At 68.1% G+C, this 26601-nt stretch carries 23 protein-coding genes and 1 pseudogene; 14 read left to right on the forward strand and 10 right to left on the reverse strand.

What is annotated here, in order from left to right:
- Positions 1 to 7 precede the first annotated feature (7 nt).
- Positions 8 to 1435: a DNA-binding protein gene (locus tag SACMADRAFT_RS12040; RefSeq protein ID WP_009154096.1), complete on the reverse strand. Its 1428-nt coding sequence runs from the start codon at positions 1433 to 1435 to the stop codon at positions 8 to 10.
- A 245-nt stretch (positions 1436 to 1680) separates the two neighbouring features.
- Between SACMADRAFT_RS12040 and SACMADRAFT_RS31420 the strand changes: the two are divergent.
- The 9 genes and pseudogenes from SACMADRAFT_RS31420 to SACMADRAFT_RS12080 all read left to right on the forward strand — a co-directional run.
- Positions 1681 to 1974: pseudogene (locus tag SACMADRAFT_RS31420) on the forward strand (class I SAM-dependent methyltransferase); the annotation flags it as partial.
- 134 nt (positions 1975 to 2108) lie between these two features.
- Complete coding sequence (locus tag SACMADRAFT_RS30875; RefSeq protein WP_232285581.1) at positions 2109 to 2336, forward strand: hypothetical protein; 228 nt, start codon at positions 2109 to 2111, stop codon at positions 2334 to 2336.
- A 244-nt stretch (positions 2337 to 2580) separates the two neighbouring features.
- A complete protein-coding gene (locus SACMADRAFT_RS12050) occupies positions 2581 to 4284 on the forward strand; it encodes a CocE/NonD family hydrolase (protein WP_009154097.1) in 1704 nt (567 codons plus the stop codon).
- A 14-nt stretch (positions 4285 to 4298) separates the two neighbouring features.
- Positions 4299 to 5387, forward strand: coding sequence for an LLM class flavin-dependent oxidoreductase (locus SACMADRAFT_RS12055; RefSeq protein WP_009154098.1), 1089 nt, complete (start codon positions 4299 to 4301; stop codon positions 5385 to 5387).
- A gap of 26 nt (positions 5388 to 5413) precedes the next feature.
- On the forward strand, positions 5414 to 7180 hold the full coding sequence (locus tag SACMADRAFT_RS12060) for an AAA-type ATPase lid domain-containing protein (RefSeq protein ID WP_009154099.1): 1767 nt from the start codon (positions 5414 to 5416) through the stop codon (positions 7178 to 7180).
- A 267-nt stretch (positions 7181 to 7447) separates the two neighbouring features.
- Positions 7448 to 8419, forward strand: coding sequence for a sporulation protein (locus tag SACMADRAFT_RS12065; RefSeq protein ID WP_009154100.1), 972 nt, complete (start codon positions 7448 to 7450; stop codon positions 8417 to 8419).
- Between the two features lie 134 nt (positions 8420 to 8553).
- On the forward strand, positions 8554 to 9486 hold the full coding sequence (locus SACMADRAFT_RS12070; RefSeq protein ID WP_009154101.1) for an alpha/beta hydrolase: 933 nt from the start codon (positions 8554 to 8556) through the stop codon (positions 9484 to 9486).
- Positions 9487 to 9577: 91 nt separating this feature from the next.
- Positions 9578 to 9847: a GlsB/YeaQ/YmgE family stress response membrane protein gene (locus SACMADRAFT_RS12075; protein ID WP_009154102.1), complete on the forward strand. Its 270-nt coding sequence runs from the start codon at positions 9578 to 9580 to the stop codon at positions 9845 to 9847.
- Between the two features lie 60 nt (positions 9848 to 9907).
- On the forward strand, positions 9908 to 10519 hold the full coding sequence (locus SACMADRAFT_RS12080) for a GNAT family N-acetyltransferase (protein ID WP_009154103.1): 612 nt from the start codon (positions 9908 to 9910) through the stop codon (positions 10517 to 10519).
- A gap of 58 nt (positions 10520 to 10577) precedes the next feature.
- On the opposite strand, the gene SACMADRAFT_RS12085 is transcribed toward SACMADRAFT_RS12080, so the two are convergent.
- The 7 genes from SACMADRAFT_RS12085 to SACMADRAFT_RS12120 all read right to left on the reverse strand — a co-directional run bounded on the left by SACMADRAFT_RS12085 (position 10578) and on the right by SACMADRAFT_RS12120 (position 19113).
- The gene (locus SACMADRAFT_RS12085; RefSeq protein ID WP_009154104.1) at positions 10578 to 11516 is read right to left on the reverse strand and encodes an ABC transporter permease; all 939 of its coding nucleotides are present in this window, start codon (positions 11514 to 11516) and stop codon (positions 10578 to 10580) included.
- Entirely contained in the window at positions 11513 to 12475 is a 963-nt protein-coding gene (locus tag SACMADRAFT_RS12090; protein ID WP_009154105.1) for an ABC transporter permease, read from the reverse strand. The genes SACMADRAFT_RS12085 and SACMADRAFT_RS12090 overlap by 4 nt, the downstream gene beginning before the upstream one ends.
- On the reverse strand, positions 12472 to 13506 hold the full coding sequence (locus tag SACMADRAFT_RS12095; RefSeq protein WP_009154106.1) for an ABC transporter ATP-binding protein: 1035 nt from the start codon (positions 13504 to 13506) through the stop codon (positions 12472 to 12474). The genes SACMADRAFT_RS12090 and SACMADRAFT_RS12095 overlap by 4 nt, the downstream gene beginning before the upstream one ends.
- Positions 13496 to 14557, reverse strand: coding sequence for an ABC transporter ATP-binding protein (locus SACMADRAFT_RS12100; protein ID WP_009154107.1), 1062 nt, complete (start codon positions 14555 to 14557; stop codon positions 13496 to 13498). Before SACMADRAFT_RS12100 ends, SACMADRAFT_RS12095 begins: the two co-directional genes overlap by 11 nt.
- 144 nt (positions 14558 to 14701) lie before the next feature.
- The gene (locus SACMADRAFT_RS12105; protein ID WP_009154108.1) at positions 14702 to 16288 is read right to left on the reverse strand and encodes an ABC transporter substrate-binding protein; all 1587 of its coding nucleotides are present in this window, start codon (positions 16286 to 16288) and stop codon (positions 14702 to 14704) included.
- 93 nt (positions 16289 to 16381) lie between these two features.
- Positions 16382 to 18025 carry an ATP-binding cassette domain-containing protein gene (locus SACMADRAFT_RS30880; protein ID WP_009154109.1) on the reverse strand — a complete coding sequence of 548 codons (1644 nt, stop codon included), beginning with the start codon at positions 18023 to 18025 and terminating at the stop codon, positions 16382 to 16384.
- A 14-nt stretch (positions 18026 to 18039) separates the two neighbouring features.
- Positions 18040 to 19113: an ABC transporter substrate-binding protein gene (locus SACMADRAFT_RS12120; protein WP_009154110.1), complete on the reverse strand. Its 1074-nt coding sequence runs from the start codon at positions 19111 to 19113 to the stop codon at positions 18040 to 18042.
- Between the two features lie 451 nt (positions 19114 to 19564).
- Here SACMADRAFT_RS12120 and SACMADRAFT_RS12125 point away from each other — a divergent pair, with 451 nt between their 5' ends.
- The 5 genes from SACMADRAFT_RS12125 to SACMADRAFT_RS12145 are packed head-to-tail and all read left to right on the forward strand — an operon-like array spanning position 19565 to position 24179.
- The gene (locus tag SACMADRAFT_RS12125; protein WP_009154111.1) at positions 19565 to 20056 is read left to right on the forward strand and encodes a Rieske (2Fe-2S) protein; all 492 of its coding nucleotides are present in this window, start codon (positions 19565 to 19567) and stop codon (positions 20054 to 20056) included.
- Entirely contained in the window at positions 20053 to 21168 is a 1116-nt protein-coding gene (locus SACMADRAFT_RS12130; protein WP_009154112.1) for an amidohydrolase family protein, read from the forward strand. The genes SACMADRAFT_RS12125 and SACMADRAFT_RS12130 overlap by 4 nt, the downstream gene beginning before the upstream one ends.
- A complete protein-coding gene (locus tag SACMADRAFT_RS12135; protein WP_009154113.1) occupies positions 21165 to 22235 on the forward strand; it encodes an amidohydrolase family protein in 1071 nt (356 codons plus the stop codon). Before SACMADRAFT_RS12130 ends, SACMADRAFT_RS12135 begins: the two co-directional genes overlap by 4 nt.
- 10 nt (positions 22236 to 22245) lie before the next feature.
- Complete coding sequence (locus tag SACMADRAFT_RS12140; protein WP_009154114.1) at positions 22246 to 23130, forward strand: alpha/beta fold hydrolase; 885 nt, start codon at positions 22246 to 22248, stop codon at positions 23128 to 23130.
- Between the two features lie 44 nt (positions 23131 to 23174).
- The gene (locus SACMADRAFT_RS12145; protein ID WP_009154115.1) at positions 23175 to 24179 is read left to right on the forward strand and encodes a LysR family transcriptional regulator; all 1005 of its coding nucleotides are present in this window, start codon (positions 23175 to 23177) and stop codon (positions 24177 to 24179) included.
- Positions 24180 to 24209: 30 nt separating this feature from the next.
- Here the strand turns inward: SACMADRAFT_RS12145 and SACMADRAFT_RS12150 are convergent, their stop codons facing one another.
- Together SACMADRAFT_RS12150 and SACMADRAFT_RS12155 are read right to left on the reverse strand one after the other, a co-directional pair.
- The gene (locus SACMADRAFT_RS12150; RefSeq protein WP_009154116.1) at positions 24210 to 24884 is read right to left on the reverse strand and encodes a response regulator; all 675 of its coding nucleotides are present in this window, start codon (positions 24882 to 24884) and stop codon (positions 24210 to 24212) included.
- A complete protein-coding gene (locus SACMADRAFT_RS12155) occupies positions 24881 to 26533 on the reverse strand; it encodes a sensor histidine kinase (RefSeq protein WP_009154117.1) in 1653 nt (550 codons plus the stop codon). Before SACMADRAFT_RS12155 ends, SACMADRAFT_RS12150 begins: the two co-directional genes overlap by 4 nt.
- Positions 26534 to 26601 lie beyond the last annotated feature (68 nt).

Below are 26601 nucleotides of genomic sequence, written 5' to 3' on the forward strand. Positions count from 1 at the left end.
GGGGCGCTCAGAAGCCGAGTACCCGCCGGATTTCCTGGGTGTGCCTTCGCGAGACCGGGATGAACTCCGGTGCGCGCGGATCGGTGATCAGCAGCAGCTCTCCCTTGATTCCGCGTTCGAGTTCGGTCACCCGGCGCAGGTTGACCAGGAAGCGCCGATGCACCCGATGGAAGCCGAACGGGGTCAGCTCCCGTTCGATGTTGTCGAGGCCCCGCGTGGCGGCCTGGACCTTGCCGCGGTCGGTGCTCAGCCATACCGTGTTGCGGTCGGCTTCGGCGTACCTGATCTCCGAAGGGGCCAGTACGATGATCCGCTCGTTTCGGACACCGACGACACGTTGGGGTGTCGGGGCCGCGCGGGCGGTGGGTGGTTGCTCGTCGTACTCGTCGCCGTCCTGAGAGCCGAACTCGCAGAGAAAGCCCACGAGACGGCTCCCGGCGCAGACCGGCTTGAAGCTCACCGGTACCACGGCGTCGGCTGTGCTCTCCACCAGCCGAGCACACCCTGCCCACTGCTGAGTGGCCGCCGATCGCTTCGTGGCCCAGCGCACCACCTCGGGCAGGTCCGGAATGTCCGGTGTCCACCGAGTCATCACGTCGACCATGGGCCTACCATGTGGCACGCCGAGGATCGCCTGCGCGGTGTCGTCCGCCACGACGACGCGGCCGCCGAGGTCCAAAGCCGCGAACACCCCGCTTCTACGGGAGCTGACCTCGGCGAATTCCCGGACGATGACCTCGCCTTCTCGCAGCGCCCGCCGCTCGATCTCCGATTCCACACCCGCGGCCGTGTCCTTCAGCCAGTTGATGAGCTGGCCCGGGATCTCTCCTGACCAGCGCGACACGTTCAGCATCGCGACCGGCAGGCCGGTGACCAGGTCGCGGATGGCGACACCCGCGCAGGCCCACTGGTGGAAACCCTCGCACCAGTGCTCGGGCCCGGTGACCGTGACCGGCCCCGTCACCTCCAGTGCCGTGCCCATCCCGTTGGTGCCCGTGGTTCGCTCGTCCCACACCGACCACGGGGCCAGGTTGCTGTCGTCAGCGCGGGCGCGCACCGCAGGGTCGCCCCACGAGGCGAGCACACGCCCCGCACCGTCGGTCACGGCTATCAGGGCCTGCTCGCGGTCCAGCCGCTCGCCCGCCACTGCGGCGATGCCGCCGAGTTTGGTGAGCAACACGTCGTGATCGAGCCGGTGGTCGGTGTGATCGGAGGCCGCCGGAGCGGACTGCAGACCCGGGTCGACCTCGTAGGTGTCGCGGCACCGTTGCCACGAGGCCAGGATCTCCGGCCTGACGTTGGTCACCGCGGTTTCGCCCGAGGCGAACCGTTCCCATGCGCGCGCGACGGCGCGGTGGTTGCCCTGGAGGGCGCCGGTCGTTCTGCGGGTGCGGCGACTCGCTGCTGTGCCAGTAGCCACGGGGGAGTCCGTCATCCGACCTCCTTGTCGTGGGACGCCATCGACCGCGCCAAATCCCGCCCGGTGACCGCGGTCTTACGTTAACTCGTGACAAGCGTCCTGCTCAATCGGCCGAAACGGGAAACTCCGACCTACCGGTGGGTAATGTCGAATATCCAATGTGGATTTGCTGTGGAAATGGGTTTGCTCGCCGATGTCAGGCTTGGTTGATGACCTGGAATGATGCCTTCGCCGAGCACTACCCGAAGTGGTCCGTGCACATGACGGCCGACGTGGCCTGGTATGTCGACCTCGCCCTGGAGGCCGACGGGCCGCTGGTCGAGTTGGCGGTCGGCGACGGTCGCGTGGCGATACCGGTCGCCCGGGCCACCGGCAGAAGCGTGATCGGGATCGACTCCTCCCCGACGATGTTGCGACGAGCCTGCGTCGCCGGCGCGAAAGCAGGCGTACGGCTGGAACTTCGCGTGAGCGACATGCGTGACCTGCGACTGGAGCAGCCTGCGGCGTTGATCTACTGTCCCGACCGGGCGCTGCAGCATCTGCCGACCTGGCGCGACCGGCGCCGCAGGTTCGAACGCGTCGCGGCCGGTCTCGCACCGAATGGCCGATTTGCCTGGATGCCTTCGTGTTCGATCACCACCCGGCTGCCCGAGCCGACGGTGAGCGACGCGATGACCCGGTGCCACACATGTTGCGCTGTTCGAAGGCGGACAACCGGGTGGACATCGTCCGCGACGACGGGGCGGTCAGTTCGCTGTGGTGGGCGACCCGTAACGAGTGGCTCGGACTCCTTGACACCGCGGGCCTGGGACTCGAGGCGCTCTACGGCGGGTTCGCGCGGGAACCGTTCACCGACGACAGCCGCGAGTACGTCTTCGTGGCGCGACGCCCGAATCGGGACATGGGCGCTGGCTGAACGGGAACGGGAACGGGGACAGGCAGAAGGAACGGGGAACTCGCGGACGTGAACGGGGGACTCGCGGACGTGAACGGGGGACTCGCGGACGTGAACGGGGGACTCGCGGCGTAGGGGTGGCGAGTCATTTGTCGCGAATTCCTCGGAAATTGCTGCCTCGTCTCAGAAATGAGACGAGGGTGGTGCCGTCGCGGTCGTAGCGTGCGTTCGAAAGACACCCACGGGAAAGGCGACGCAGCAGGCGATGACCGCGACGAGGCAAGACCCGCACGCCCGAATGCTGGAACAGGTCGAGGCGCCCATGCGGGACGGCGTCCAGCTGTCAGGGACGCTGTACCGCGCGACCGCGGAGCCGCGCCCGGTGCTGTTGGTGCGCACACCCTACAGCGAGCCGATGTCGCGGTCGCTGCCGGTCCTTCCCGCGCTCGACTCCGGTTTCGCCGTGCTGGTGCAAAGCTGCCGAGGTACCGGCCGCTCCGGAGGAAAGCTGCGCACGTTCGAAAGCGAGGAAGCCGACGGATTGGACACCGTCGAATGGTTGCGGCGGCAGCCGTGGTGCGACGGCAGGGTCGCCATGTTCGGAATGTCCTATCTGGGCATGACGCAGCTCGCGATCGCGGGTCATCGACCCGACGGCCTTGTCGCCATCGCGCCCACGGTCACACCCGACGACTACCGTGACGGCCTGGTGTACCGGCAGGGCGCCTTTCAACTCGGTCAGGCTCTCGGCTGGCACCTGCTGAAGGCGGCACAGTCGTTGGGTGACGCGGCGGCTCGTGGCGAGGACGTGCGTGCGGAACTGGCGCGGCTGGGCGAGTTGGCGGCCGACACCGAAGCCGCCTGTCGAAAGCTACCGCTGTCCGACCGGCCGGGCATCGTCGATGTCCTGCCGAGCTGGCGGGCCTGGCTGGAACGTGAGAACGACTCCGGTTACTGGCACGACCTCAGCTACGCCCACCGCCGCGCGGCCGTGAGCGTTCCCGGCCTGCACGTCGGCGGCTGGTTCGATCTCTTCCTGCGGGGAACGCTGGACAACTACACCACACTGGCCGGCTCGGGCACCGCGAACCAGCACCTGATCGTGGGTCCGTGGTCGCACGCCGACCAGTCCGGCATCGCGGGAGAGGTGTACTACCACGGCGGCAGCGCGCAGGCCGCGCGCCTGGAGGAACAGCAGTTGCGCTTCCTGCGTGACAGCGTGTCCGAGTCGCCCACCTCGCTGCCACCGGTGCTGATCTACGTCATGGGCGCCGACCGCTGGCGCACCGAGAACGAATGGCCGCCGGCCCGCACCGAATGGCAGACCTGGTACCTGGCAGCACACGGCACGCTGAGCCGCGAACTGCCCGCCGCCGGGACGGCGCGGTACCGCCACGACCCGCACGATCCGGTGCCCACCGTCGGTGGCGCCATCCTCATGGCGGGCAGCCCGGACGGCGGGCTCGACTACCAGCCGGGCTCCCGCGACCAGCGCGGCCTCGACGGCCGGGCCGACATCCTGCGGTTCAGCAGTGCAGTGCTCACCGAAGACGTCGAGGTCACCGGACCGCTGCGGGTCCGGCTGTTCGCGGCCACCTCCGCGAACGACACCGATTTCACCGCCAAGCTCGTCGACATCCACCCCGACGGCCGCGCCATGGGTATCGCCGACGGCATCGTGCGCGCCCGCTACCGCGCCGGGATGGACTCACCGATGCCGGTCGTGCCCGGCGAGACAACCGAGTACACCATCGACCTCGGTGCCACCAGCCAGGTTTTCAAAGCCGGGCACCGCATCCGCGTCGACATCGCCAGCTCCAACTTCCCGTGTTTCGACCGCAACTGCGGCAGCGGCAAACCCGCGGGTCAGGTCACCGAGGCCGACTTCGTGACGGCGCGGCAGCGGATCTGCTTCGGCCCGCGACACCCCAGTGCCATCCAGCTTCCCGTCATCCCCACCGACCGCTGAGGAAAGGCTCACCCTTGCTGCACATCGGTATCAATCTCGGCTTCGCCGCTCACCCGGAGCTCAGCGACGGGGACATGTACCACAGCGAACTCGATCTGGCGGTGCGAGCGGAGACCCTCGGCTACGACAGTGTCTGGCTGGTCGAGCACCACTTCACCGACTACTCGCTGTGCCCGGACAACCTGCTGCTGCTGGCGCATCTGGCGGCCCGCACCTCCCGCATCAAGCTGGGCACGGCCGCGGTCATCCTGCCGTGGAACAGCCCGCTGCGCGTGGCCGAGAAGGCACTGATGGTCGACGTCGTGTCGAGGGGGAGGCTGCTGCTCGGCATCGGTCGAGGCCTGTCGCGCAGGGAGTACGAACCCTTCCGCATCCCGCTGGAGGAGACCAGGGACCGGTTCGACGAGGCCGCGCCGATGATCTTCGAAGCGCTGGAAACCGGTATCATCGAGGGTGCGGGGCCGTTCTACCCGCAGCCGAGTGCGCAGCTGCGGCCGCGGCCGCGCGGCAGCTTCCACGGGCGGCGCTACTGCGTGGCCGGTTCGCCGGACTCGGTGGTGATGGCGGCCAAGCTGCGCGCCAAGATGATGTCGTTCATCGTCAAGCCGGTGCCGGACCTGATGCCGACGTTCAACCGATACCGGGAGCTGTACGAGACCGAGCACGGCGAACTCGCCCCTCCCATCGCCCTCAACGTCAACATGTACTGCCACTCCGACGACGAGCTGGCACGGCAGCGGCACTTCGAGTACGTGAACCGCTTCTTCATGTCCAACGTCGAGCACTACGAGATGGCGGGGGAGCACTTCGCGGCCATCAGGGGCCACGAGCGGTACGCCGCCAACGCCGCCTACTTCCGTGAGATCGGCCTGGAGAAGGCCGCAGACAACTACGCCGCCACCGCGTTGTGGGGCAACCCGAAGCGCATTCTCGGCCAGATCGAGGCCATCCGCGACGTGCTGGGAGACTTCGAGCTCACCCTGGCTCCCTCGTTCGGTGGGATGCCGTACGACCAGGCCAGTGCCAGCCTCGAGCTGTTCGCCCGCGAGGTGCTGCCCAAGGCTCGGGGCCTGCGGGGCAAACCGGTCGCCGTCACGGCGTGAGTGCCTGCCTCGACGAAGGGCCTGCGATGACAGCGCACCAGCCGCCGCGCACCACGGCGGAGTGGGACCGCGTGCGCGAGGTGAAGCGGCGCGTGCTGAGCGGTGATCCGTTCGCTGTGGAGCCCGCCGACCACCCCGAGGTTCGGCCGGAGATCGTGGCCTCGTGGCGGCGCTCGATGCTCGCCGGGGTCGACCCCGAGGCGCGGCATTACGACGTCGCCGAGGAGTTCCACCCCGGTACGCGGCTCGGCGCCGTCGCACAACCGATCATGAACCGGCTGAAGGACGAGATCTGCGACCTCAGCTGCTGGGGGTTCCTCGCCGACCGGTCCTGCAGGCTGCTCACCGTCGTGGTGGGCGACTTCCCGCAGGCCGCTCGGGTGCACCGGCAGAACCTGCGGCCCGGTATGTGCTTCGCCGAGGAGGTGATGGGCACCAACGGGATGGGCTGCGCCCACGAGACACAGCGGGCGTTCCTCATCTCCGGGTCCGAGCACTTCCGAAGCGACGCCGAGATCCTCACCACCACCGGCGTGATCATCCGCGACCCGCTGACCAAGCGGTACGTCGGCACGCTGGGTGCGCACTGTCTTCGCGAGTACGGCACCACCGCGCTGCTGCCGCTCGTGGTGGAGATCGGCCGTTCGATCGAGACGCAACTGCTGGAAAGCCGTTCCCATGGCGAGCGGGAGTTCTTCGACGCGTTCACTTCCGCGCGGCGCCGCAACCGTGCGCCGGTGGTCGGGGTGAGCAGGCAGCTGTGTGTGGTGAGCACCCGGGCGCGTGCGCTGGTGCACGAGGCCGACGAGGAGATGCTGCGTCGTCTCGCCGGCGAAGCGGGCTCGGGCACCAGCACCGTGCGCAGCAGCCTCAGTTCCGGTGTGACGGTGACGATCCGGATACATCCGGTGCCGCAACCCAAGGGGGAGTTCGCCGCGATCCTGGTGTTGCACCCGGTGGGGGAGCACACCACGGCGGGCGGTGACGAGAGCCGGATCAGCGGGGAGCCGCCCGCCGATTTCCGGGCCGCGATGTACCGTGCGGTGCGGCAGTGCCGCTCCACGTTGCTGACCGGCGAGCGTGGTTGCGGCAAGCGGCACGAGGCACTAGCCGCGCTGAGGGAGGTCGCGCACCCCGATGACATCGTGGAACTCGACGGTGCTCACGCGCGGCTGGACCCGAACGGTTGGCTGCGCCGGCTCGCCGACGCCCTGCGGGCAGCCCAGGCTGCCGTGCTGCTGGTACACGTCACGGACCTGCCGCCCGAACTCGCGAGTCCGGTGGCCTCGCTGGTGCGTGACAGCCGGGTTCGGCTGATCGCGACGGCTCGCGAAGGCGAGGTACAGGACCGGGCCACGCTGCTGGTGCGAGAGAGCTTCCCGGTGTTGCTGACCGTGCCGCCGCTGCGGGACCGGCGCGAGGAGTTCGCCACGCTGTGCGCGAGCCTGCTGGCGCAGGCCACCGAGCCGGGCGAACAACCGCCGAAACTGACCCGGCGTGCGGTGGCCGCGCTGGCGGCGGGAGACTGGCCGGGAAACCTCCGGCAACTGTCGCAAGTGCTCAGTAGCGCGCGAGTCCGCGTGGACGGCCCGATGATCGATCTGGCGGACCTGCCCTCGCACCATCACCGGCGCCAGCAGGCACACCCGCTGGACGAGGTGCGAAACGCCGAGCGACGCGTGCTGCTCGCCGCGCTCAGGGAAGCGGGAGGAGACCGTGCCGCGGCCGCCCGCAAACTGGGCATCTCGCGCGCCACCGTCTACCGCAAGCTCAAGCGGTACGAGTCGCACTGACGGCTGTTCACGACTCCGCCGCTCCCAAACGAAGCCCGGTGCTATACCACGGTAACCGAGCGGCGTGTTCTGGTTCGGCAAGCGGAGGAGCTGTCGGGTTGATCACTTGTGCCGGGGACTGTCGGCAGGAACCGGGTCGGCCGGGCCCGCGTTGTCGTTGGTGTGGACAAGATCCCGGTAGCGACTCGGGTGTTTGATCCCCGCTGAACCACCCGGCACCGCGGCCAGAGGGATCGCGGCGGAACAACAGAAGGGCGAGAACCAGGCATGGTCTTCAAGAAGCTGCTCGCGGCGCTGGGAGTCGGCGGCCCGTCGGTCGACACCGTGCTCCAGCACCCGCACGTGCGTCCGGGCGGGAATCTCGCCGGTGAGGTCCACATCGCCGGTGGTTCGCAGGAAGTGGTCATCGAGCACGTCGCGATCGGGCTGGTGACCGGTATCGAGATCGAGCACGGTGACCATGAAGGCCACGCCGAGGTGGAGTTCCACCGCGTCGTGGTCGGCGGCCGGTTCCCGCTCGGCGAGGGCGAGCACAAGACGATCCCGTTCGAGCTGCGGCTACCGTGGCAGACGCCGATCACCAGTGTCCACGGCGAGCGCCTGCACGGCATGGGGCTGGGGGTGCGCACCGAGTTGGCGGTGGCCAAGGTGGCGGACAAGGGAGATCTCGACCCGATCTCGGTGGAGCCGCTGCCCGCACAGGAACGGGTGCTGGAGGCGTTCGCCCAGCTCGGTTTCCAGTTCAAGGGTGCCGATGTGGAGCACGGTCGGCTGCACGGTGTGCACCAGGAACTGCCGTTCTTCCAGGAGATCGAGTTCTTCCCGCCCGCACAGTTCGCCGGTCGGATCAACGAGGTGGAGCTGACCTTCGTCGCGAGCCAGCACGGCATGGACGTGGTGCTGGAAGCCGACAACCGCGGCGGATTCCTCACTCCCAGCAGGGACACCTTCGGCCGGTTCCACGTCACCCACGAGGAAGCGCTGGACACCGACTGGGTCGGTCGACTGCACGGATGGCTGGAGCAGGCCGCCGAGCGACGCGGCACGATGGGCGGCCACGGTTACGGGCAGCCGTACGGCCACCACTACGACGGCGAGCACCACGGCCGCGGCTCCGGAATGGGAGGCATGGTCTCCGGTGCGGCACTCGGAGTCGGCGCCGGAATCCTCGGCGGCATGGTGGCTGGCGAGGTGATCGACGAAGTGGGCGACTTCTTCGAAGGCGACGAGGAAGGCTGACCACTTTCCGCGTGAGTCGACGGTGGGTGTCGGTGGCAAGCCGCCGACACCCACCGAGACCGGACCGCGGGCGCCGGTAGGCTCGACCGGCCCGAAACGGGCCGTCGCAGGCGACACCGGGGGGACACATGCGGATGGGGTTGCGTAGCCTCATCGACACCGAGCTGCGGGCACACGTCGAAGAGCTGCGAGCCAGTGCCGGTTCGGCGACCGTGAAGGGCCCGAGCAGCCTGGACGAGCTTCGGCAGGCGCGAGCCAACGGCGACGTGATCCCGCCGGATGCCGACCCGTCGGCTGTGGAGCAGGTGGTCGGGGCGGCCGGCCGGCAAGTGCCGGTGAGAATCCTGGCTCCCGGCAACGGTGCGCCGCGCGGTGTCTACCTGGACATCCACGGTGGTGGCTTCTACCTGGGATCGGCGGCTCGGGGCGACGCGCGCAACCGGCGACTCGCGGACGCTGTGGGAGTCGCCGTCGTGAGCGTGGACTACCGACTCGCTCCCGAACACCCCTGGCCCGCCGCCCCCGACGACTGCGAGACCGTCGCACTGTGGCTGATCGAGCAGGCCGAGGCTCGCTTCGGCACGACGCGGCTGGCGATAGGGGGGTTCTCGGCCGGAGCCACGCTCGCCATGACGACACTGCTGCGGCTGCGCGATCGCGGCGCCGTCGGTTCGTTCGTAGGTGCCGCACTGCAGTTCGGCACCTACGATCTGAGCGGGCTGACCCCCGCGGGCAGGCTGATCGCCGACGAGTACTTCATTCAGGCCTACGCCGGTCACGCGCCCGACCGCACCGACCCCGACATCTCCCCGGTCTATGGTGACCTGCGCGGCCTGCCTCCGGTGCTGCTGGTCGTCGGCAGCGCGGACATCCTGCTGGAGGACAACCTGGCGATGGCGGCCCGGGTGTCAGCGGCCGGAGGCGAGGTGGACCTTCGGATCTACCCGGAAGCACCACACGGTTTCACGGCCCGCTCCACGGGCATGGCCAAGGCCGCGCTGCGCGATATCGAGTGTTGGCTCTCGGGCAGGTTTGTGGTGCCGCAGCCGGCCGGTCCGGTCCGCTGACCGCGGTGCCGGGTGCGGTGCCCTTCGCCGCGCCGCTGGGGTAGCCTGGCCTCGGTCCGCCAGAACGAGCCGAGCGACGGGACGACAAACGATGCTGTGGACGATCATCGGCTGGGTGGTTTTCGGGTTGATCGCCGGGTACATCGCCCGCGCGCTGGTGCCAGGTAAGGACGACATCGGACTGCTGATGACGATCGTCATCGGCGTCGCGGGCTCTGTCGTCGGCGGCTTCATCTTCGGACTGCTCACCGTGGGCCTGCGCGGATTCCAGCCCGCCGGATGGATCGGCTCGGTCATCGGTGCCGTCATCGTGCTGGTGATCTACAACAAGGTCACCGGACGCAAACGCGTCCGCCGCTGAACCAGCTACGGCCAGCAAAACCGCTACCGGTCGGTTGTGCCGATCCCGGATCATCGCGTCATGCGTTCCCCGACCTACCCTGCGCCCCGACTGCGTCCGCAGCGATCGCTGCCGACCCTGCGGACGCGGCGGTTGACCCTGCGGCCGATCAGCGCCGGCGACCTCGACCACGTACACGACTACCTCTCACGTGAGGACGTCTGCCGCTACCTGCTGCACGAGCCGCTGTCTCGCCAGGAGGTAGCGGCCAAACTCGTCGCCGCCGAGCAGCGGTCGGCGATGGGCGGCGACGGTGACTTCGCCCGGCTGGCCGTGGTCCGAGACGAGGACGGCGTCGTGGTGGGCGACGTCATGCTCAACATCGTGTCGGTCGAGGCCGCGACCACCGAGATCGGCTGGGTGTACTCCCCGGACGTCTCGGGCATGGGCTATGCCACCGAGGCCGCGCGTGCGCTGCTCGAGTACGCGTTCGCGACCCTCGGCGCCCATCGGGTGATCGCCCAGTTGCACCCGGACAACACCGCGTCCTCACGGTTGTGTCAGCGGCTGGGCATGCGCCACGAGGCGCTGCACCGCGCCAACCTGTGGATCAAGGACGGCTGGGAGGACACCAGCGTCCACGCGATTCTGCGACACGAGTGGGAGAACCGGGCAGGCGACCCTTGCCGATGATCGCTGCCTTGGTGTTACCGGCCGCGCCCGCGGGCCTGCCGTCAGGCGCGGCCGGTGGTCAGCGATGCAGGCGCGGGTCGAGGAAGTCGCGAAGCGCGTCGCCGAGCAGGTTGAACGCGAAAACCGCCAGCGAGAGCACGATCCCGGGCGCGATCACCATCCACGGCGCCATCTCCACGTACCGCACACCCTCCGACAGCATGAGCCCCCAGGAAGGGGTCGGTGGAGGCGTGCCGATACCCAGGAAGCTCAGCGCCGACTCCGCGATGATCACACCCGCGAACAGCAGCGACGACATCGTCAGCAGCGGAGCCGCCATGTTGGGCAGCACGTGCCGCCCCATGATCCGCAGTGCCCCCGCCCCGGTGGCCCTGGCCGCCTCGATGTAGGGCTCCTCCCTGATCCGCAGCGTCTCCGCCCTGGCCACGCGGTTGAACGACGGCGTGATGACGATGACCAGCGCGATGATGGTTCCCTGAATGGACGGGGTCAGCACGACCGCCATGAACAGCAGCAGCACCAGCGGCGGCACCGACTGGATGGAGTCCATGACACGCTGGATCACCAGATCCTTCCTGCGGCCGAGGAAGCCCGACACCACCCCGAAGACGGTGCCGAGGACGAGGCTGGCCGCTGTCGTCACCACGCCGATGATCATCGACGACCGCGCGCCGTAGATCAGCCTGCTGAGCACGTCCCTGCCCAGGTCGTCGGTACCGAGCCAGAAGTCCGAAGACGGACCCTCGGTGATCCTCGTGCGGTTCTGCAGCAGCGGGTCGTATGGGGCCACCAGCGGCGCCAGCACCGCCACCAGCACGATCAGCGTGATCAGCACCAGACTCACCGCGCCGAGCGGCTCCGTACGCAGGAACCGTTTGAAGCCCGCCCACGCGTCGGCGAGGTTGCGCCGCCGAGGCGGCGGAGGTGGCACACGGCCGACATCGGACCGCCCCGAAGCCGAGGCACGGGTGGCGTCCGTGGAGAGATCGTTACTCATTGACCGCTCTCCCTTGCGGCTCGGATCCGGGGATCGATGAGGGCGTACAGCAGGTCGATGATGATCATGGTGAACACGAACAGCCCCGCGTAGAAGATCGTGCACGCGATCACCACGGGGTAGTCGCGGTCGAGCACGGACTCGTAGATGAGCTGACCGGTCCCCGGCAGCGAGAACATCTGCTCCAGGATCACGGTGCCGCCCAGGATCGTGCCCAGGTTCACCCCCAGCAGCGTGAGCACGGCGATCACCGAGTTACGCAGCGCGTGCTTGAACAGCACCAGCCGCTCCGAGGCCCCCTTCGCCCGCACGGTGCGGATGAACTGCGAACCGAGGTTCTCCAGCAACGAAGACCGCGCCATCCGCGTCGTCCCCGCCACCGCGGAGGTGCCCAATGCGATGGCGGGCAACGCCATCTGCTGCAGCCACGACGCGAAGTCCTCGGTGGGGCCCGCGTAGACGAACGGTGGCGACCACGCGAACCACACCCCCAGCGCGCTCAGCAACAGCAGGCCCACCACGTAGTTCGGCACCGACAGCCCGGCCACCGCGACACCGCGGATGGCGTTGTCGGTCTTCGTGCCACGCCGCGTGGCGGCGAGGATGCCCAGCCCGACGCCGATGATCGTGCCGATCGCCAGTGCCAGACCGCCCAGTTGCAGCGTCACCGGTATCCGGGCGAGGAACAGGTCCATCACCGGCTCGTTGGTGTAGAACGAACGCCCGAAGTCACCCTGCAACACGCCGCCGAAGAAGCCGGCCAACTGTTCGTGCACCGGCTCGTCCAGCCCCAGTTCGGCACGCATCCGGTCGGCCTGCTCCTGTGTCGCGCCCGTGTCGGCCAGCATCAGGTCGACCGCGTCACTGGGGATGAACGTCATGGCGACGAACACGAACACCGTCACCAGGACAAGCACGATCAGCCCGTAACCGAGCCTGCGGAAGAAGTAGCGGATCACCGCGTGCCCTCCTCGTCGGTGTCGAGCAGGTGGCAGGCCGCGGCCCGCCCGCCGCCGGCCTCCGAACGCAACGCCGGTGCCTGCGTGCGGCAGCGGTCGAACGCGAACGGGCAGCGGGTGTGGAACCGGCAACCGCTGGGCGGGTTACTCGGACTGGGAACCTCGCCGCGGGCGACGACGCGTTCCTTGGCACGTGCCGTTGTCGGGTCGTGTCCGGGAATGGCCGCCAGCAGCAGCTGCGTGTAGGGGTGTTTTGGATCGGCGAACACGGCGTCGCTGTCGCCGCGCTCCACGATCTCGCCCATGTACATCACACACAGCTCGTCGGCCATGTACCGCACGACGTTGAGGTCGTGGGCGATGAACAGGTAGGACAGCCCGAGCTCGGCCTGTAGTCGCTTGAGCAGGTTCAATATCTGCGCCTGCACCGACACGTCCAGTGCCGAAACCGACTCGTCACAGAAGATGACGTCGGGGTTGGTGGCCAGCGCTCGCGCGATGCCGATGCGCTGAGCCTGGCCTCCGGAGAACTGGTGCGGGAACCGGTACAGATCCCTGCCGGAGAGCCCGACCGTCTCCAGCAACTCGATCACCCGAGCCACCCGTGACCTGCCCTTGGCGACGCCGTGCACCTCCAGCGGTTCGCCGACGATGTCGAGCACGGTCATCCTGGGATTCAGCGAGCCGTAGGGATCCTGAAAGATCATCTGCATCCGCGCGCGCAGTGCCTTCAGCTGCCTGCCCCGCTTCGCGAGCAGATCCTCGCCGTCGAACAGCACCTGCCCCGACGTCGGCTCGATGAGCCGGTTCACCAACCGGGCCGTGGTCGACTTCCCCGATCCCGACTCGCCGACCAGCCCCACCGTGCGGCCGCGAGGGATGCGGAAGGACACCCCGTCGACCGCTCGCACGACACCGCCGCGCCCCAGCGGGCCGCTGCGGATCGGGTAGTGCTTGACAAGGTCTCGAACCTCGAGGATCGGCGGCCCGGCGGCTTCCGACCGGCCCGCCATGGTCGCTTCAGCTGACACCTGTGGCTCCTGACTCGATCGAGTTCACCCCGCCCGCGGTGCTGTCCGTTCGACCCCGCGCCGCGAGCAGCCCGCTTTCCGGCCGCTCGTGCAGCCAGCACCGGCTTTCCCGCCTGCTCGGCAGAGCGAACAGCGGCGGTTCGTGCACCGAGCAGTGCTCCAGTGCCCTGGGGCAGCGCGGATGGAAGCGGCACCCCGACGGCATCTCCAGCAGGCTCGGCACCGACCCCTTGATGGCGGGCATGAGCGTGTCGCGGCTGATGGTGGGGCTCGGGATCGACCGCAGCAGCGCGAGCGTGTACGGGTTCTGCGGATCGTTGAGTACCTGCTCGACGGTGCCCTGCTCCACCACCTTGCCCGCGTACATCACGACGACCCGGTCGGCCATCTCGGCCACGACCCCCATGTCGTGAGTGATGAACAGCAGTGCCGTGCCGTGGTCGCGTTGCAGGTCCCGCATCAGTCGCAGGATCTGTGCCTCCACGGTCACATCGAGCGCGGTCGTCGGCTCGTCCGCGATCAACAGCGACGGGTTGCACGACAGTGCGATCGCGATCACCACCCGCTGCTGCTGCCCGCCTGACAGCTCGTGCGGGTAGGACCGCGCCCTGCGCTCCGGGTCGGGCAGCCCGACCTCCCTGAGCAACTCGACGGCGCGGGCCTTGGCCTCGGCGGGCCTGATGTCGCGGTGGATGCGGATCGCCTCGGCCACCTGGTTGCCAACCGTGTAGAGCGGGTCCAGCGCGGCCATCGGGTTCTGAAACACCATCGCGACCTGCTCGCCGCGGAGTTGGCGCAGCCGCGCGGGTGAGGCTTGCGTGATCTCCTCGCCGTGGAACCGGATCGAACCGTCCTCGATCCGTCCCGCGTCGAGCAGCCCCATCACCGACAGCGCGGTGACGCTCTTGCCCGAACCCGACTCACCGACGATCGCCACCGTCTCGCCCTCGGCGACGGTGAACGACATGTCGCTGACCGCCTCGACCTCGCCGTGCCGCGTCGGGAACCGCACGCGCAGGTTGTTCACCTCCAGCAAGGGCTCGCCCAGCACCGTGGCCCTCCTTCCCTGTGGCCTTTCCTCAGGCTGCCCCGATCGAGCCCGGCCGCGGGGGGCGCGGTGCCCGGGCGGGCCGTCCCGGGCACCGCGCCTGTTCCGCCGCACCTGGTGGCCGCCGCGGACACCTCACCGGTGGAATCAGTCACCGGTCACCCACATGTCCGCGTAGCGGCGCCCGTGGTAGATCGGCGACTGGTAGTAGTCGCGCACCCGGGAGCTGACCGCCCAGTACTGGTAGTACTGGATGGGCAGGACGGACGCGGCGATCTCGGTCTCCATGCGCTCCTGGAAGTCACGGTAGATCTGGTTGCGGTCGTCCTCGTCCAGCGTCCGGCGCGACTCCTCGATCATCTTGTCGATCTGCGGGTCGGAGATCGCCGCGTAGTTCTCCGTGGAACCGGTGCGGAAGTCCTGCACGGTCTGGTCGGGGAAGATCACGGCGCGAGCGGCCTTGCTGAGGTCGTACTGCTGGTCGCGCCGCCGCCCGATCGCGGTACCGGGGTCCAGAATCTGGATCTCGGCTTCGATGCCCACCTTCTTGAGGTCGGCGACGATCCACTCGCCCTCGCGGACGTCGGAGTCGCTGAGCTTTTGCACCATGATGGTGGTCTTGAAGCCGTTCGGGTAGCCGGCCTCGGCCAGCAGCTTGCGGGCGCGCTCGGGGTCGTACGGTCGAAGCTCGCGCACCTCGTCGCCGGTGAGTGCGGCGCTGGTGATCTCGGGCCGGAACAGCGAGGTGTAGTTCATCTTCCCGCGGGTGTTCTTACCCATGTTCTCCCAGTCGATGGCCAGCATGATGGCCCTGCGCACCCGGAGGTCGCCGAACGGCTTCTTCGTGGTGTTGATGTCGAAACTCACGAAGTTCGACGGCACCTCGATAACCGAGAAGTCGTCGTTGCCCGCGAAGGTGTTCTCGATGACGTCGTACGGCTGCGTGCCGACGTCGAGCCTTCCGCTGCGCAGCGCTGCCGTCACGGCGGAGGTGTCACTGATGATCGGAAGCCGGATCTCGTCGAGGTAGGGCTTACCCTCCTCGTAGTAGTCCGGGTTGCGCTTGAGCACCCACTCGACGTCGGGTTTGTGACTGTCCACCATGAACGGTCCGGTACCGATCGCCTTCTCGCTCATGTCGAACTTGCCCTCGACACCCTCGCGCGGAAGGATCACGTTGAAGTGGTGCGCCATGTACTCCAGGAACGGGGCGTAGGCGTGCTTGAGCTTGAACACGACGCGATGGTCGCCCTCGGCCGTGATGCTCTCGATCGGCTCCGCCATCCACTTGTGCGAAGACTCGCTCGCCTTCAGGCCCTCGAACGTGGCCACGACGTCGTCGGCGGTGAACGGCCTGCCGTTGACAGGCTCGATGTTCTGCCACTTCACGTCGTCGCGCAGATTGAACGTGTACGTCAGGCCGTCCGCAGAGGACTCCCAGTCGGTGGCGAGATCGGGAACGAGCTCGAGACCTTCGACGCCCTCGCCGACCTTCACCTCCACCAGCTTGCTGTAAACGGTTCCGGACAGCAGCTGCATCAGCGACGGGTCGTCACTGACCAGAAAGTTCAGACCCCTCGACGGTTCGAACGGCTGCTGCACCGTAATGCTTCCGCCGCGCTGCGGTTGCCCGGGATCGGCGTTGCCGGAGCCGCCGTCACCGCTGCCGCAGCTCGCCAGCAACGCGGCGGCGCACAACAGCGCGGTGAGGCGCGGAATACTCCATTTTGGCATGGAAGAGTCACACTCCTGTCGATGTGAGGAATGGTGAAGGGTGCTATCGGGTTGATGCGTTCCGGGGCGTCCGGTTACGAGTCCGTTGTGGATCTAGGCGTTGAGGTCGTGTTGGTAGACGGATTCGTGCCAGGGGATGAAGAAGCGTTTGAGGGTGTTGATGAGGAAGTAGAGGGTGAGGCCGAGTGTGGAGAGGAGGATGATGACGGCGAAGAGGGCGGGGGCGTTGAGTTCGTTGAGGGTGCGGACGATGAGGTAGCCGAGTCCTTCGTTGCCGCCGAGGTATTCGCCGACGATGGTGCCGATGATGGCGAAGACGATGCCGACTTCCATGCCGGTGAAGACGTAGGGGAGGGTGCTTTTGAGTTCGAGGTGGGTGAAGGTTTGCCAGCGGTTGGCGTTGAGGGTTTTCATGACGTCGTGTTGGCCGGGTTGGACGGAGCGGACGCCGAGTTGGACGTTGAGCATGATGGGGAAGAAGGCGAGCATGGCGGCCATGATGATTTTGGAGGTCATGCCGAAGCCGAACCAGATGACGAACAGGGGGATGAGGGCGACTTTGGGGATGACTTGGGAGGCGACGATGATGGGGCGGAGGCTGCGTTCCATCCAGGGGATTTTGCCGAGGATGGCGCCGGTGGTGATGCCGGTGGCGAGGGCGATGGTGAAGCCGGTGAGGGTTTCGGTGGCGGTGATTTGGGCGTGGTGCCAGGTTTGGGGGTCGGTGGCGAGGTCGGTGAGGGTGGCGAGGACGGTGAGGGGTCGGGGAGGACGAGTTCGGAGAGGTTGTTGAGGCGGACGAAGAGGTCCCAGGTGGTGAAGAGGGTGAGGAGGAGCAGGGGGGTGGTGATCCAGGGGAGGAGTTTGGTCAGGCGTGGGTTGGTCATGGTTGGTCCTGGCCGTCGAGGGCGTGGCGGAGGTGGCGGGCGATGGCGCCGAAGGCGGGTTCGGTTTGGAGGTCGATGTGGCGGGGTCGGGGGAAGGGGATGGTTTGGGTGTCGGCGATGCGGCCGGGTCGGGGGTGAGTTGGATGACGCGGTCGCCGAGGAAGACGGCTTCGGTGATGTCGTGGGTGATGAAGACGACGGTGGCGTGGGCGGCTTGGGTGATGCGTTGGAGTTCGAGGTTCATGCGTTCGCGGGTGAGGGCGTCGAGGGCGCCGAAGGGTTCGTCCATGAGGAGGAGGGTGGGGTGGGTGGACAGGGCGCGGGCGATGGCGACGCGTTGGCGCATGCCGCCGGAGAGTTCGCGGGGGTAGGCTTTTTCGTATCCGGCGAGGCCGACGAGTTCGGCGAGTTCGTGGGCGCGGTGGTGTCGGGTGGTTTTGGGGTCGCCGCGGAGTTTGAGGGGGAGGGCGATGTTGTCGGCGACGGAGTACCAGGGGAAGAGGTTGGCTTCTTGGAACACGACGCCGAGTTGGGAGACCACGGAGGTGTCCACGCGGGTGCCGTTCCACAGGGAGCGGCCCTCGATGAGGATCTGTCCGGTGGTCGGGGCCAGCAGCCCGGCCAGCATCCGCAGCAGGGTGGTCTTGCCGCAGCCTGAGCGGCCGATCACCGACACGAACTCGCCATCGGAAATGGACAGGTTGATATCCGCCAACGCATGCGTATACGCACGCCGCGTCCGAAACTCCTTGTCAACACCCACCAACTCCAACTTCGGCGGAACCGGCTGGGGCGGCTGCTCACCCGGATGGGAAGCGGGTCGCACGGTCTCCACGTCCTGAGCGGACATTTGACTCCCTATTCTCAAGCCTTGGCGTCGGGCAGCAGGCTGTTGTCGAACCATGACGACGCGTCGCCGCCGGGTTTTGCCACACCGGCATCGACAAGTTCCTGATAGCCGGCGAGCCAGGCGTCCTCGTGCGTTACCAACAGCGGCTGGTTCGGGTCACCACCGGTCCACAGTTCGCGGCTGATACCAAGGCTCTTCCTGGCGATGACGTCGTCGTCCAGCGTCGCGAACGAGTACTGCTCACGCAGCTTCGCAATGGTCTCGTCGAAGTTCTCGTCCGCGACGAAGGCCGCTATCGAGTCGCGGATGGCCGCCATGAAGGCCTTCAAGGTGTCCGGGTCCTTCTCCATGACCTCCGTCGTGGTGAGGTACACCTGGGAATCGGACTTGACGACGGTTCCCGGGTCGAACACGCCCGCGTCCTCGTGCTGCGACAGCACGATGTTGGAGGTGTCGATGCTCGCGACGTAACCGCCGATGCGGCCCTGCTGCACCAGGTTGAACGTGCCCGGCGTCAGACCCGTGACCTGCCGTGGTGTCTCGGCCGGGTCGAAGCCGCCGCTCGCCAGCACCAGCGAGACCACCTTCGAACTGGTGCCGCCCTCAGAGGGCACCCCGATGGTCTTGCCGACGAAGTCCTCCGGCTTGGTCAGCGGATCACTCTTGCTGTACAGGATTCGCAGGCCCGAGCCTCGATACAGCGTGCCGATGGCGATGAGCGGTCGCTGCGACTCCGACATGGTGGTCATCAGGTCGATCTGCCCAGCCCGGCAGACCGGGCCGATACCGGAGATCAGCGTCTGGATTGCCTGCGCGGTGCCTTTCACCGGCTGCAGCTCCACGTCCAGCCCGTGCTTGGCGAAGTAACCGCCCGCGACCCCGAGCAACTCGGGCGCCATCGCGAGGGTCTCCAGCGGCAGGATGCTCAGATAGGTCATCGACCCGTTGCCGTCCCCGCCTCCGGACTCCGAGCTCGAACCGCACGCGGTGAGCAGGGTGCCCGCGGCAGCGGCCCCGGTGACCAACGCGGAGTTCCTCAGGAAGGCCCTTCTGGACAGAGCGCGTGGGGTCAACGAATGGGTAGGCACGGTCGCCTCCTGTTTCCTTCGGTCGGCCACCACCCTGTGGCCGGCTCGGGAGGAGGTTGGCGCCATTTCCCGTCTCACGTCAAGGCTCGCTTGTGGCACACCCGGCACGGGAAGCCGCTCTGCGGGCCTGGCGGTGTGGGCCGTCGACGGCCCGGAGCCGGTGTCCGGTATCCCGCCCGACACCGCCCTCGGCGGGTCGGCGGCAGCGGTGCGGCGGCACAACGGCGTGCAACCGGTTTTCGTTGTGTGACTAGGGAATTTCACCCGACGACAGGGCCGAAGGACTCTGCCGAACCGGGCGGTTTCACCTCGCGTGGCCGGTGGCGTTCGCACGCCCCCGCGGCGGCGTGATCGGCGCTCGTGCGGACCCAGCTGTATTGACGGCATCTATGCACACCATCGAAACTTTCACTTTCCGGAGCGGCACGGAAGCTCTCTACTGTCGGTTCTCATGAGGATCGTGGTTTGTCGGCTCGAAGACTTCCCGCCGGGTGAGCGCCGGATCGTGCAAGCGGGCAGGCGCTCGATCGGGGTCTTCCGGGTCGGCGACAACTTCTACGCCTTGAACAACTACTGCCCGCACCAGGGAGGCCCGCTGTGCCTCGGCGCGACGCAGTCGTGGATCCGGTCCAGCGCTCCGGGTGAGTACCAGCTCGAGGAAGGCGAGGCCCTCGTCGCCTGCCCGTGGCACGGATGGGAGTACGACCTCGCCACCGGGCAGTCGTTCCTCGGTCCGGACGAGACACCGGCACGCACCTACGACGTCTCCGTCGAGGACGTCGCGGAGGGCGAACGCAAAGCGGCGGGTGTGAAGCCGAAAGGCGGACGAATCCCGGGACCCTATGTGGCGGAGACCTTTCCCGTCGAGGTGGAAGGGCCCTACGTCGTGGTAGAGACAACCAGCGGTGCGAAGCGCCGCACCAACCAGGGAGGTGGGCAGTGAGCCTTACGGCGGTCGCCGACGCACCCGGCCGTACCCAGGACCGGTCCCGATACACCATTGTGGACAGTGATATTCACCCGTCCGCGCCTGCCGCCGAGATTCGAGCTCGGCTGTCGGCCCAGCACCGCGACCGGTGGGACATGTTCGGCAGCCGGGTCCCCGGGCCACCCGAGATGTACCCGAGGGTGCGCAACTCGGGGTTCCGGCGTGATTCCTGGCCACGGAACGGGATGCCGGGCAGTGACCTCGGACTGATCCAGGAGCAGTTGCTCGACGAGTTCGACATCGACCACGGCATCCTCATCCCGCTGCAGTCCCACAGCTGGGGAGTGGAGGAGCCGGAGTACGCGGCCGCGCTGTGTCGCGCTCTCAACGACTGGCAACGCGAGAGCCTGCTGGACGCGGAGCCGAGACTGCGTGCCTCCATCGCCATCCCCATCGAGTCGCCCGACCTTGCCGCCGAGGAGATCCGGCACCGTGCCGACGACCCCCGGTTCGTGCAGGTGCTGCTGTCCACGGGAGGTGAACTCGGGTTCGGCCGCAGGCGATACTGGCCGATCTACGCCGCGGCCGCCGAGGCGGGGCTGCCGATCGCCGCGCACACCGGCGGCCTCGAGCAGCACCGTGGTGCGGGATGGCCGTCGTTCTACCTGGAAGAGCACGTCTGGAACGGCAACATGATGGCCTCACTCGTGCTCAGCATGATCTGTGAAGGTGTGTTCGACCGCTACCCGGACCTGCGGGTGGTGTGCGTGGAGGGCGGGATGGCCTGGTCGGCACCACTGATGTGGGCCCTGGACGACGCGTGGGAGCAACTACGCACCGACGTGCCACACCTGCGCAAGCCGCCGTCGGCCTACCTGCGGGAGAACTTCTGGTTCACCACACAGCCCATGGAGGAGCCGGACGACCCCGCGGACCTCGCCACGACACTGCGGCATGTCGGCATGGACGACCGGATCATGTTCGCCTCCGACTACCCGCACTGGGATTTCGACTCGCCACGGCACGCGCCCAAGCAGTTCCCCGAGCCGTTGCGGCAGGGAATCATGGGCTCCAACGCGTGCAGGCTCTACCGCCTTCCGGAAAGGCCAAGGGAGGAAACGCGTTGACAGCCACCGCTGTGACGACCGCCGCGGTGGACACCGAAGTCCACTGTGCACCGGCCAGTTTCGCCGATCTCGAACCGTACCTCGACCCCTACTGGCGCACCTACGTGGTGGAGAGCGGGCTTTCGCTCTCCCCGACACAGGGCGGGGCCTACCCCCCGCAGGCGCCCACGAGCGCGACCGCGTCGGCGCGGGCGGCGGGGGTGTTCCCCCCGAGAAACGTCGAGCAGTTGCGTGCCGACGTGCTCGACGCGCGGGGCCTGCGGGCAGCGGTGCTGACCTGCACCGCGTCGTTCCCGTGCAACCGCAACCCCTACTACGAGGCCGCGCTGACCAGCGCGGTGAACGACTGGCTGATCTCGCGGTGGCTGGAGTCCGACCACCGGCTGAAGGCCGGCATGGTGGTGCCGACCCTGGACACCGACGCCGCGGTCGCCGAGATCGAGCGGATCGGCGACCACCCCGGCATCGTGCAGGTGTTGTTGCCTGTTCGCACCGACGCCCCGTGGGGCAACCGGCGGCACCGGCCGCTGCTGCGCGCCGCTGCCGAACGCGGGCTGGTCGTGGGCCTGCACGCATGGGGTCGGATCGCCAACGCCGCCTCCTCGACCGGGCTCACACACAGCTACCTCGAGGACTACCTGGGTAACTCGCAGGTCGTCGCGCAGGCGCAGGTGACGAGCCTGGTCGCCGAAGGCGTCTTCACCGAGCTGCCCGACCTGCGGGTGAGCCTGCTGGAATGCGGTTTCTCGTGGCTACCCGCGCTGCTGTGGCGCTTCGACAAGGACTGGAAGGGAGTCTGGAGGGAGGTGCCGTGGGTCACCGCCAAGCCGTCGGAAATCGTGCGAAAGCACCTGCGGTTGACCACCTTACCCGCGCACCTGCCCAGGGACCCGGCGCAAGCACGGGAGGTACTCGACCTGGTCGACGCCAAGTCGATGCTGCTGTACGCCAGCGACTACCCCCACGACCACGGGGGCGGGCACGAACGGCTGGCAGCCGCACTGACGGCGGAGGAAACCGACGCGATATACAGCACGAACCCCGCCCACTGGTACCGGCTGGACTGAGGTGAGCGCCGTGCCGCCTTCGCGAGTGCTGTTCCCAGACTTCACCGAACAGGACGTGCTCACTGCCTCGGGGGCACGCATCCGTACCTGGACGGGCGGCAGCGGCCCCCCGGTGTTGCTGCTGCACGGCTACCCGCAGACGTCAGCGATGTGGCACCGGGTGGCACCGGAACTGGCCGGCGAGCACACGGTGGTGCTGGCCGACCTGAGAGGCTACGGCGACAGCACACCGCCGCCCGGAACCGAGCACGACCCGGCGGCGTTCAGCAAGCGCAACATGGCGCTCGACCAGGTCGCGGTGATGGCCGAGCTCGGCTTCGAACGGTTCGCCGTGGTGGGGCACGACCGGGGCGCGCGCTGCGCGTACCGGCTCGCGCTCGACCACCCGGACTCGGTGACGGCGTTGGCGGTACTCGACATCCTGCCCACCGCCGACGTCTTCGCCCGCGTCGACGCCGAGTTCGCCCGCTCGGCCTGGCACTGGTTCTTCCTCGCCCAGCCCGGCGACCTGCCGGAACGGCTCATCTCCGCCGATCCCGACGCGTTCTTCCTGCGCGGCGGTGAGCGGTTGTTCGCACCGCAGGCGCTGGCCGCCTACCGCGCCGCCTTCCACCGGCCCTCCGTCATCCACGCCATGTGCCAGGACTACCGGGCGGGCGCCACCGTGGACCGTGCCGACGACGAGGCCGATCGCGGTCGCCGGTTGATTCAGTGCCCGACCCTGGTGTTGTGGGGCGAGCGTGGACCGCTGGCGAACGTGCCCGACGTGCTTCGAATCTGGGGCGCGTGGTCGGTGACGGTCACCGGGCGCGGCCTCGGCTGCGGGCACTACCTGGCCGAGGAACGCCCGGTTGAGACCGCCGGTGAGCTGCGCAAGTTCCTTTCCGTGGGGTGAACCGGTTTCTTGACACCGCAACGGAGGCGACGCCTAATAGTGGGATGACTTCCCGGGGCACCGCGGCCCGCCGTCCTGCCTCGCTGGCGAGCCTGGACCTGAACCTGCTGGTGTTCCTGCGCGAGTTGCTGCGGGAACGCAACGTCACTCGCGCCGCACAGCGGGTGGGAGTCAGCCAACCCACGGCCAGTGCGGCGCTGTCGCGACTGCGAAGGCACTTCAACGACCAACTGCTGATCCGCTCCCGTGGAGCCTTCACATTGTCACCGTTGGCGGTGCAACTGGCCATGCAGGTGGAGCCGGTGTGCGCCGGCCTGGAGCGGCTGTTCTCCACGAGCGCCGAGTTCGACCCGCTCGCATCGGAGCGCGAGTTCAAGCTGCTGACGGTCGACTACGTGCTCGCGGCGTTCGGCGAGCAACTCTCCCGCGAGATGTACCGGGCGGGACCCAACATCAGACTGTACGTCCAGGTGGTGAAACAGCACCTGCCCGCAGATCCGCTGGAGACACTGCGCGTCATCGACGGGATGATCTCGGCGCCCAAGGCCGAGTTCCGCGTGCCCGGCATCCGCTCGCTGGAGTTGTTCCGCGACCGCTGGGTGTGCCTTGTCGACAAGAACAACCCGGTCAGCGACCACCTGCGGCTTGCCGACCTGGAACGGCTGCCGTGGGTGGTACCGCACCACCCCGACGGAGGGTATCCACCGAGCTCACCACTGGGACCGCTGATGGCTCGCCTCGGTACCCGGCCCAGAGTCGCCGTCCGGGTCGACAGCTACCAGGCCACGCCGTACTTCGTCGCGGGCACCGACCGCATCGCGATCATGCAGCGCAGACTCGCCGGGCTGTTCGCCAACCGCGCCGACCTGCGCGTGCTCGAATGCCCCGGCGACCCGCCACCGATCGTGGAAACGCTGTGGTGGCACGAACAGAAGGAGCACGACGAGGGCCACAAGTGGTGGCGCGAGGCCGTTGAGCGAGCGGCGCGCCGCTCCGAAGCCGCCGACGGCGTTGGCCGGTCCCGCCACGCGATCCGCGCCGTCAACTGACCAGCGGAACCGCCGGTACCCGGCGAGCACTCAACCGAGCCAGGCGTAACGCCGCTCGGGCCGCCCGGCAGCGCGATAGCGGAGGGTGAGCTCCGCCCTGCCGGTCTCCCGCAGATGTTCCAGGTAGCGGCGGGCGCTGACGCGCGAGATGCCCGCCCGCTCGGCGCACTCCGCCGCGGAAAGCGTGCCCCCGGCGGCACGCAGCACGCCCTCGACCGTCCTCGCTGTCTCGACGCTGAGCCCTTTGGGCAGCACCGCGGTGCCGGTGCGCGGCGTCGCCCTGGCGAGCATCCGGTCCACGTCGGCCTGGCTCTCCACGGTGGCCATCGACAGCCCGGCGCGCCTGCCCGCGTACTCCTCGAGCCTGCAGCGCAGATCGTCGAAACCGAACGGCTTCAGCAGGTAGTTGACCGCGCCCTGACGTACCGACCCGCGCACCGCCTCGCCGTCCGTGGCGGCGGTGATCACCAGGACATCGCAATGGTCGCCTCGCGCACGCAGTCGCGTCACGACATCGAGCCCGAACATGTCCGGCAGGTACAGGTCGAGCAGCAACAGGTCCGGGCGCAGCTCACCGGCGGCGGCGATCGCCTCCTCACCGGTGGACGCCGTACCCGCGACCCGAAAGCCGGGAACGCGGCTGACGAAACCGGAATGGATCCGAGCCACGCGGAAGTCGTCGTCAACGACCAGTACCTCGATCATCGGGCTTCTCCTGCGGCGACGTTGGCGGTGCCCGCGTGGCCGGCCGGCTGCCCGACCGACATCCGGGCGGTGAACATAGCACCGTCAGCGGTGTTGGTCACGGTGATCTCACCGCCACGGCGCTTGCACACGCGCCGGGTGAGGGCCAGACCGATCCCGCGCTCGCCTGCCTTGGCTGCCTTGGTGGTGAAGCCGTGCGAGAACACCTCCCGGGCCAGTTCCGGTGCGACTCCGGGGCCGGAGTCTTGAACCACGACCTCCACGCTGGATGCATCCTGGCGCAACTGCACCTCAACCCACGCCCCGGTGGTCGATTCCCCGGTGGCGTCGACGGCGTTGTCGATGAGGTTGCCCACAACCGTCGCCACGTCTGCGGCGTCATGCGGGTCGAGCCGCTGCAACGAGGTTCGTTCCGAGATGCGAAGCTCCACCCTGCGCTCGGCGGCCTGCGCGGACTTCGCCATCAGCAGCGCCGCGATGGCCGTGTCGGACACTCGCCGGGTCACCGTCAGGTCCAGCGAGTGGCGGTGATCCTTCAACGCGTCGACGTATCGCACCACCTCGTCGTACTCACCGATCTGGATCAACCCGGAGATGGTGTGCAGCTGGTTGGCGAACTCGTGTGCCTGAGCCCTGAGCAACTCGGTCGAGCTGCGGAAGGAGCCGAGTTCACGTTCGCGTTCTGCCAGTTCGGTGCGGTCGCGCAGGGTGGTGACCGAGCCGAGCCGGGTGCCGTCCTTGGTGACCTCCATCCGGTTCATGATCAAAACCCGGCCACGGCGCAGCACCACTTCGTCGCGCGTGTCCGGACCCGAATCCGAAGCCAGCAGCACGTCACGCAACCTGCCCTCGATTCCCAGCTCGCCAAGGCTCTTGCCGACGCACTCGCCCGGCAGGTCCAGCAGTGTTCTGGCGACCTCGTTGACCAGTGTGACCCGATGGTGCGGGTCCAGTGCGATAACCCCTTCCGCGATGCCGTACAGCATCGCCTCGCGGTGCTCGGCCAGCCCGGCGATCTCGCGCGGTTCCATGCCGAATGTCTGGCGCTTGATGCGGCGGGCCAGCAACCACGAGCCCAGCAGCCCGATGAAACTCGCGACACCGAGATAGATGGCCAGGTAGGAGGAGGCACCCCGCAGCCGCTGCCACAGCGTCGGCATCGTTTCACCGATCATCACCGTGCCCAGCACCCTGCCGAGATTCGGAGCGGTCGCGCCGATCACGGGCACCTGCGCAGCGAGTTCGGTGCCGCCGTCGACCTCCAGTTCACCCGACCAACCGCGACCCTGGGCCACACGCGCGTCACCCAGAGGCAACCGGGTGCGGACGAGAATGGGGTTGGTCGAGCTGAGCACCCTGCCAGCGGCGTCGGCGATGGTCACCGAGGTGACCCCGGCCTGCGTGCGGACGGTCTGCACGTGTGTCGCCAACGCTTCGCCGGAAGTCGGCCCGTCGAGTTGATTTCGCACCAATGGGTTGGTTGCCAACTGCTCGGCGAGCGCGACGACCCGACGGCCCTCGACGCGATTGAAGGTGGCAGCCGACTGTGCGAGCGACAGCGCGGCGACCGTCACCAGCACGAGCAAGATGACCACCACCTGAATGGCCAACAGCTGACCGGCCAGTGACGGCCGGGACCGTATGACCACAATGACCACAACCTTCGATACTGACTAAACGCTGACGTGGGCAGGCACAAGGGCAACCATCATCGCGC

The sequence above is a fragment of the Saccharomonospora marina XMU15 genome (assembly GCF_000244955.1).
Classification (GTDB): domain Bacteria; phylum Actinomycetota; class Actinomycetes; order Mycobacteriales; family Pseudonocardiaceae; genus Saccharomonospora_A; species Saccharomonospora_A marina.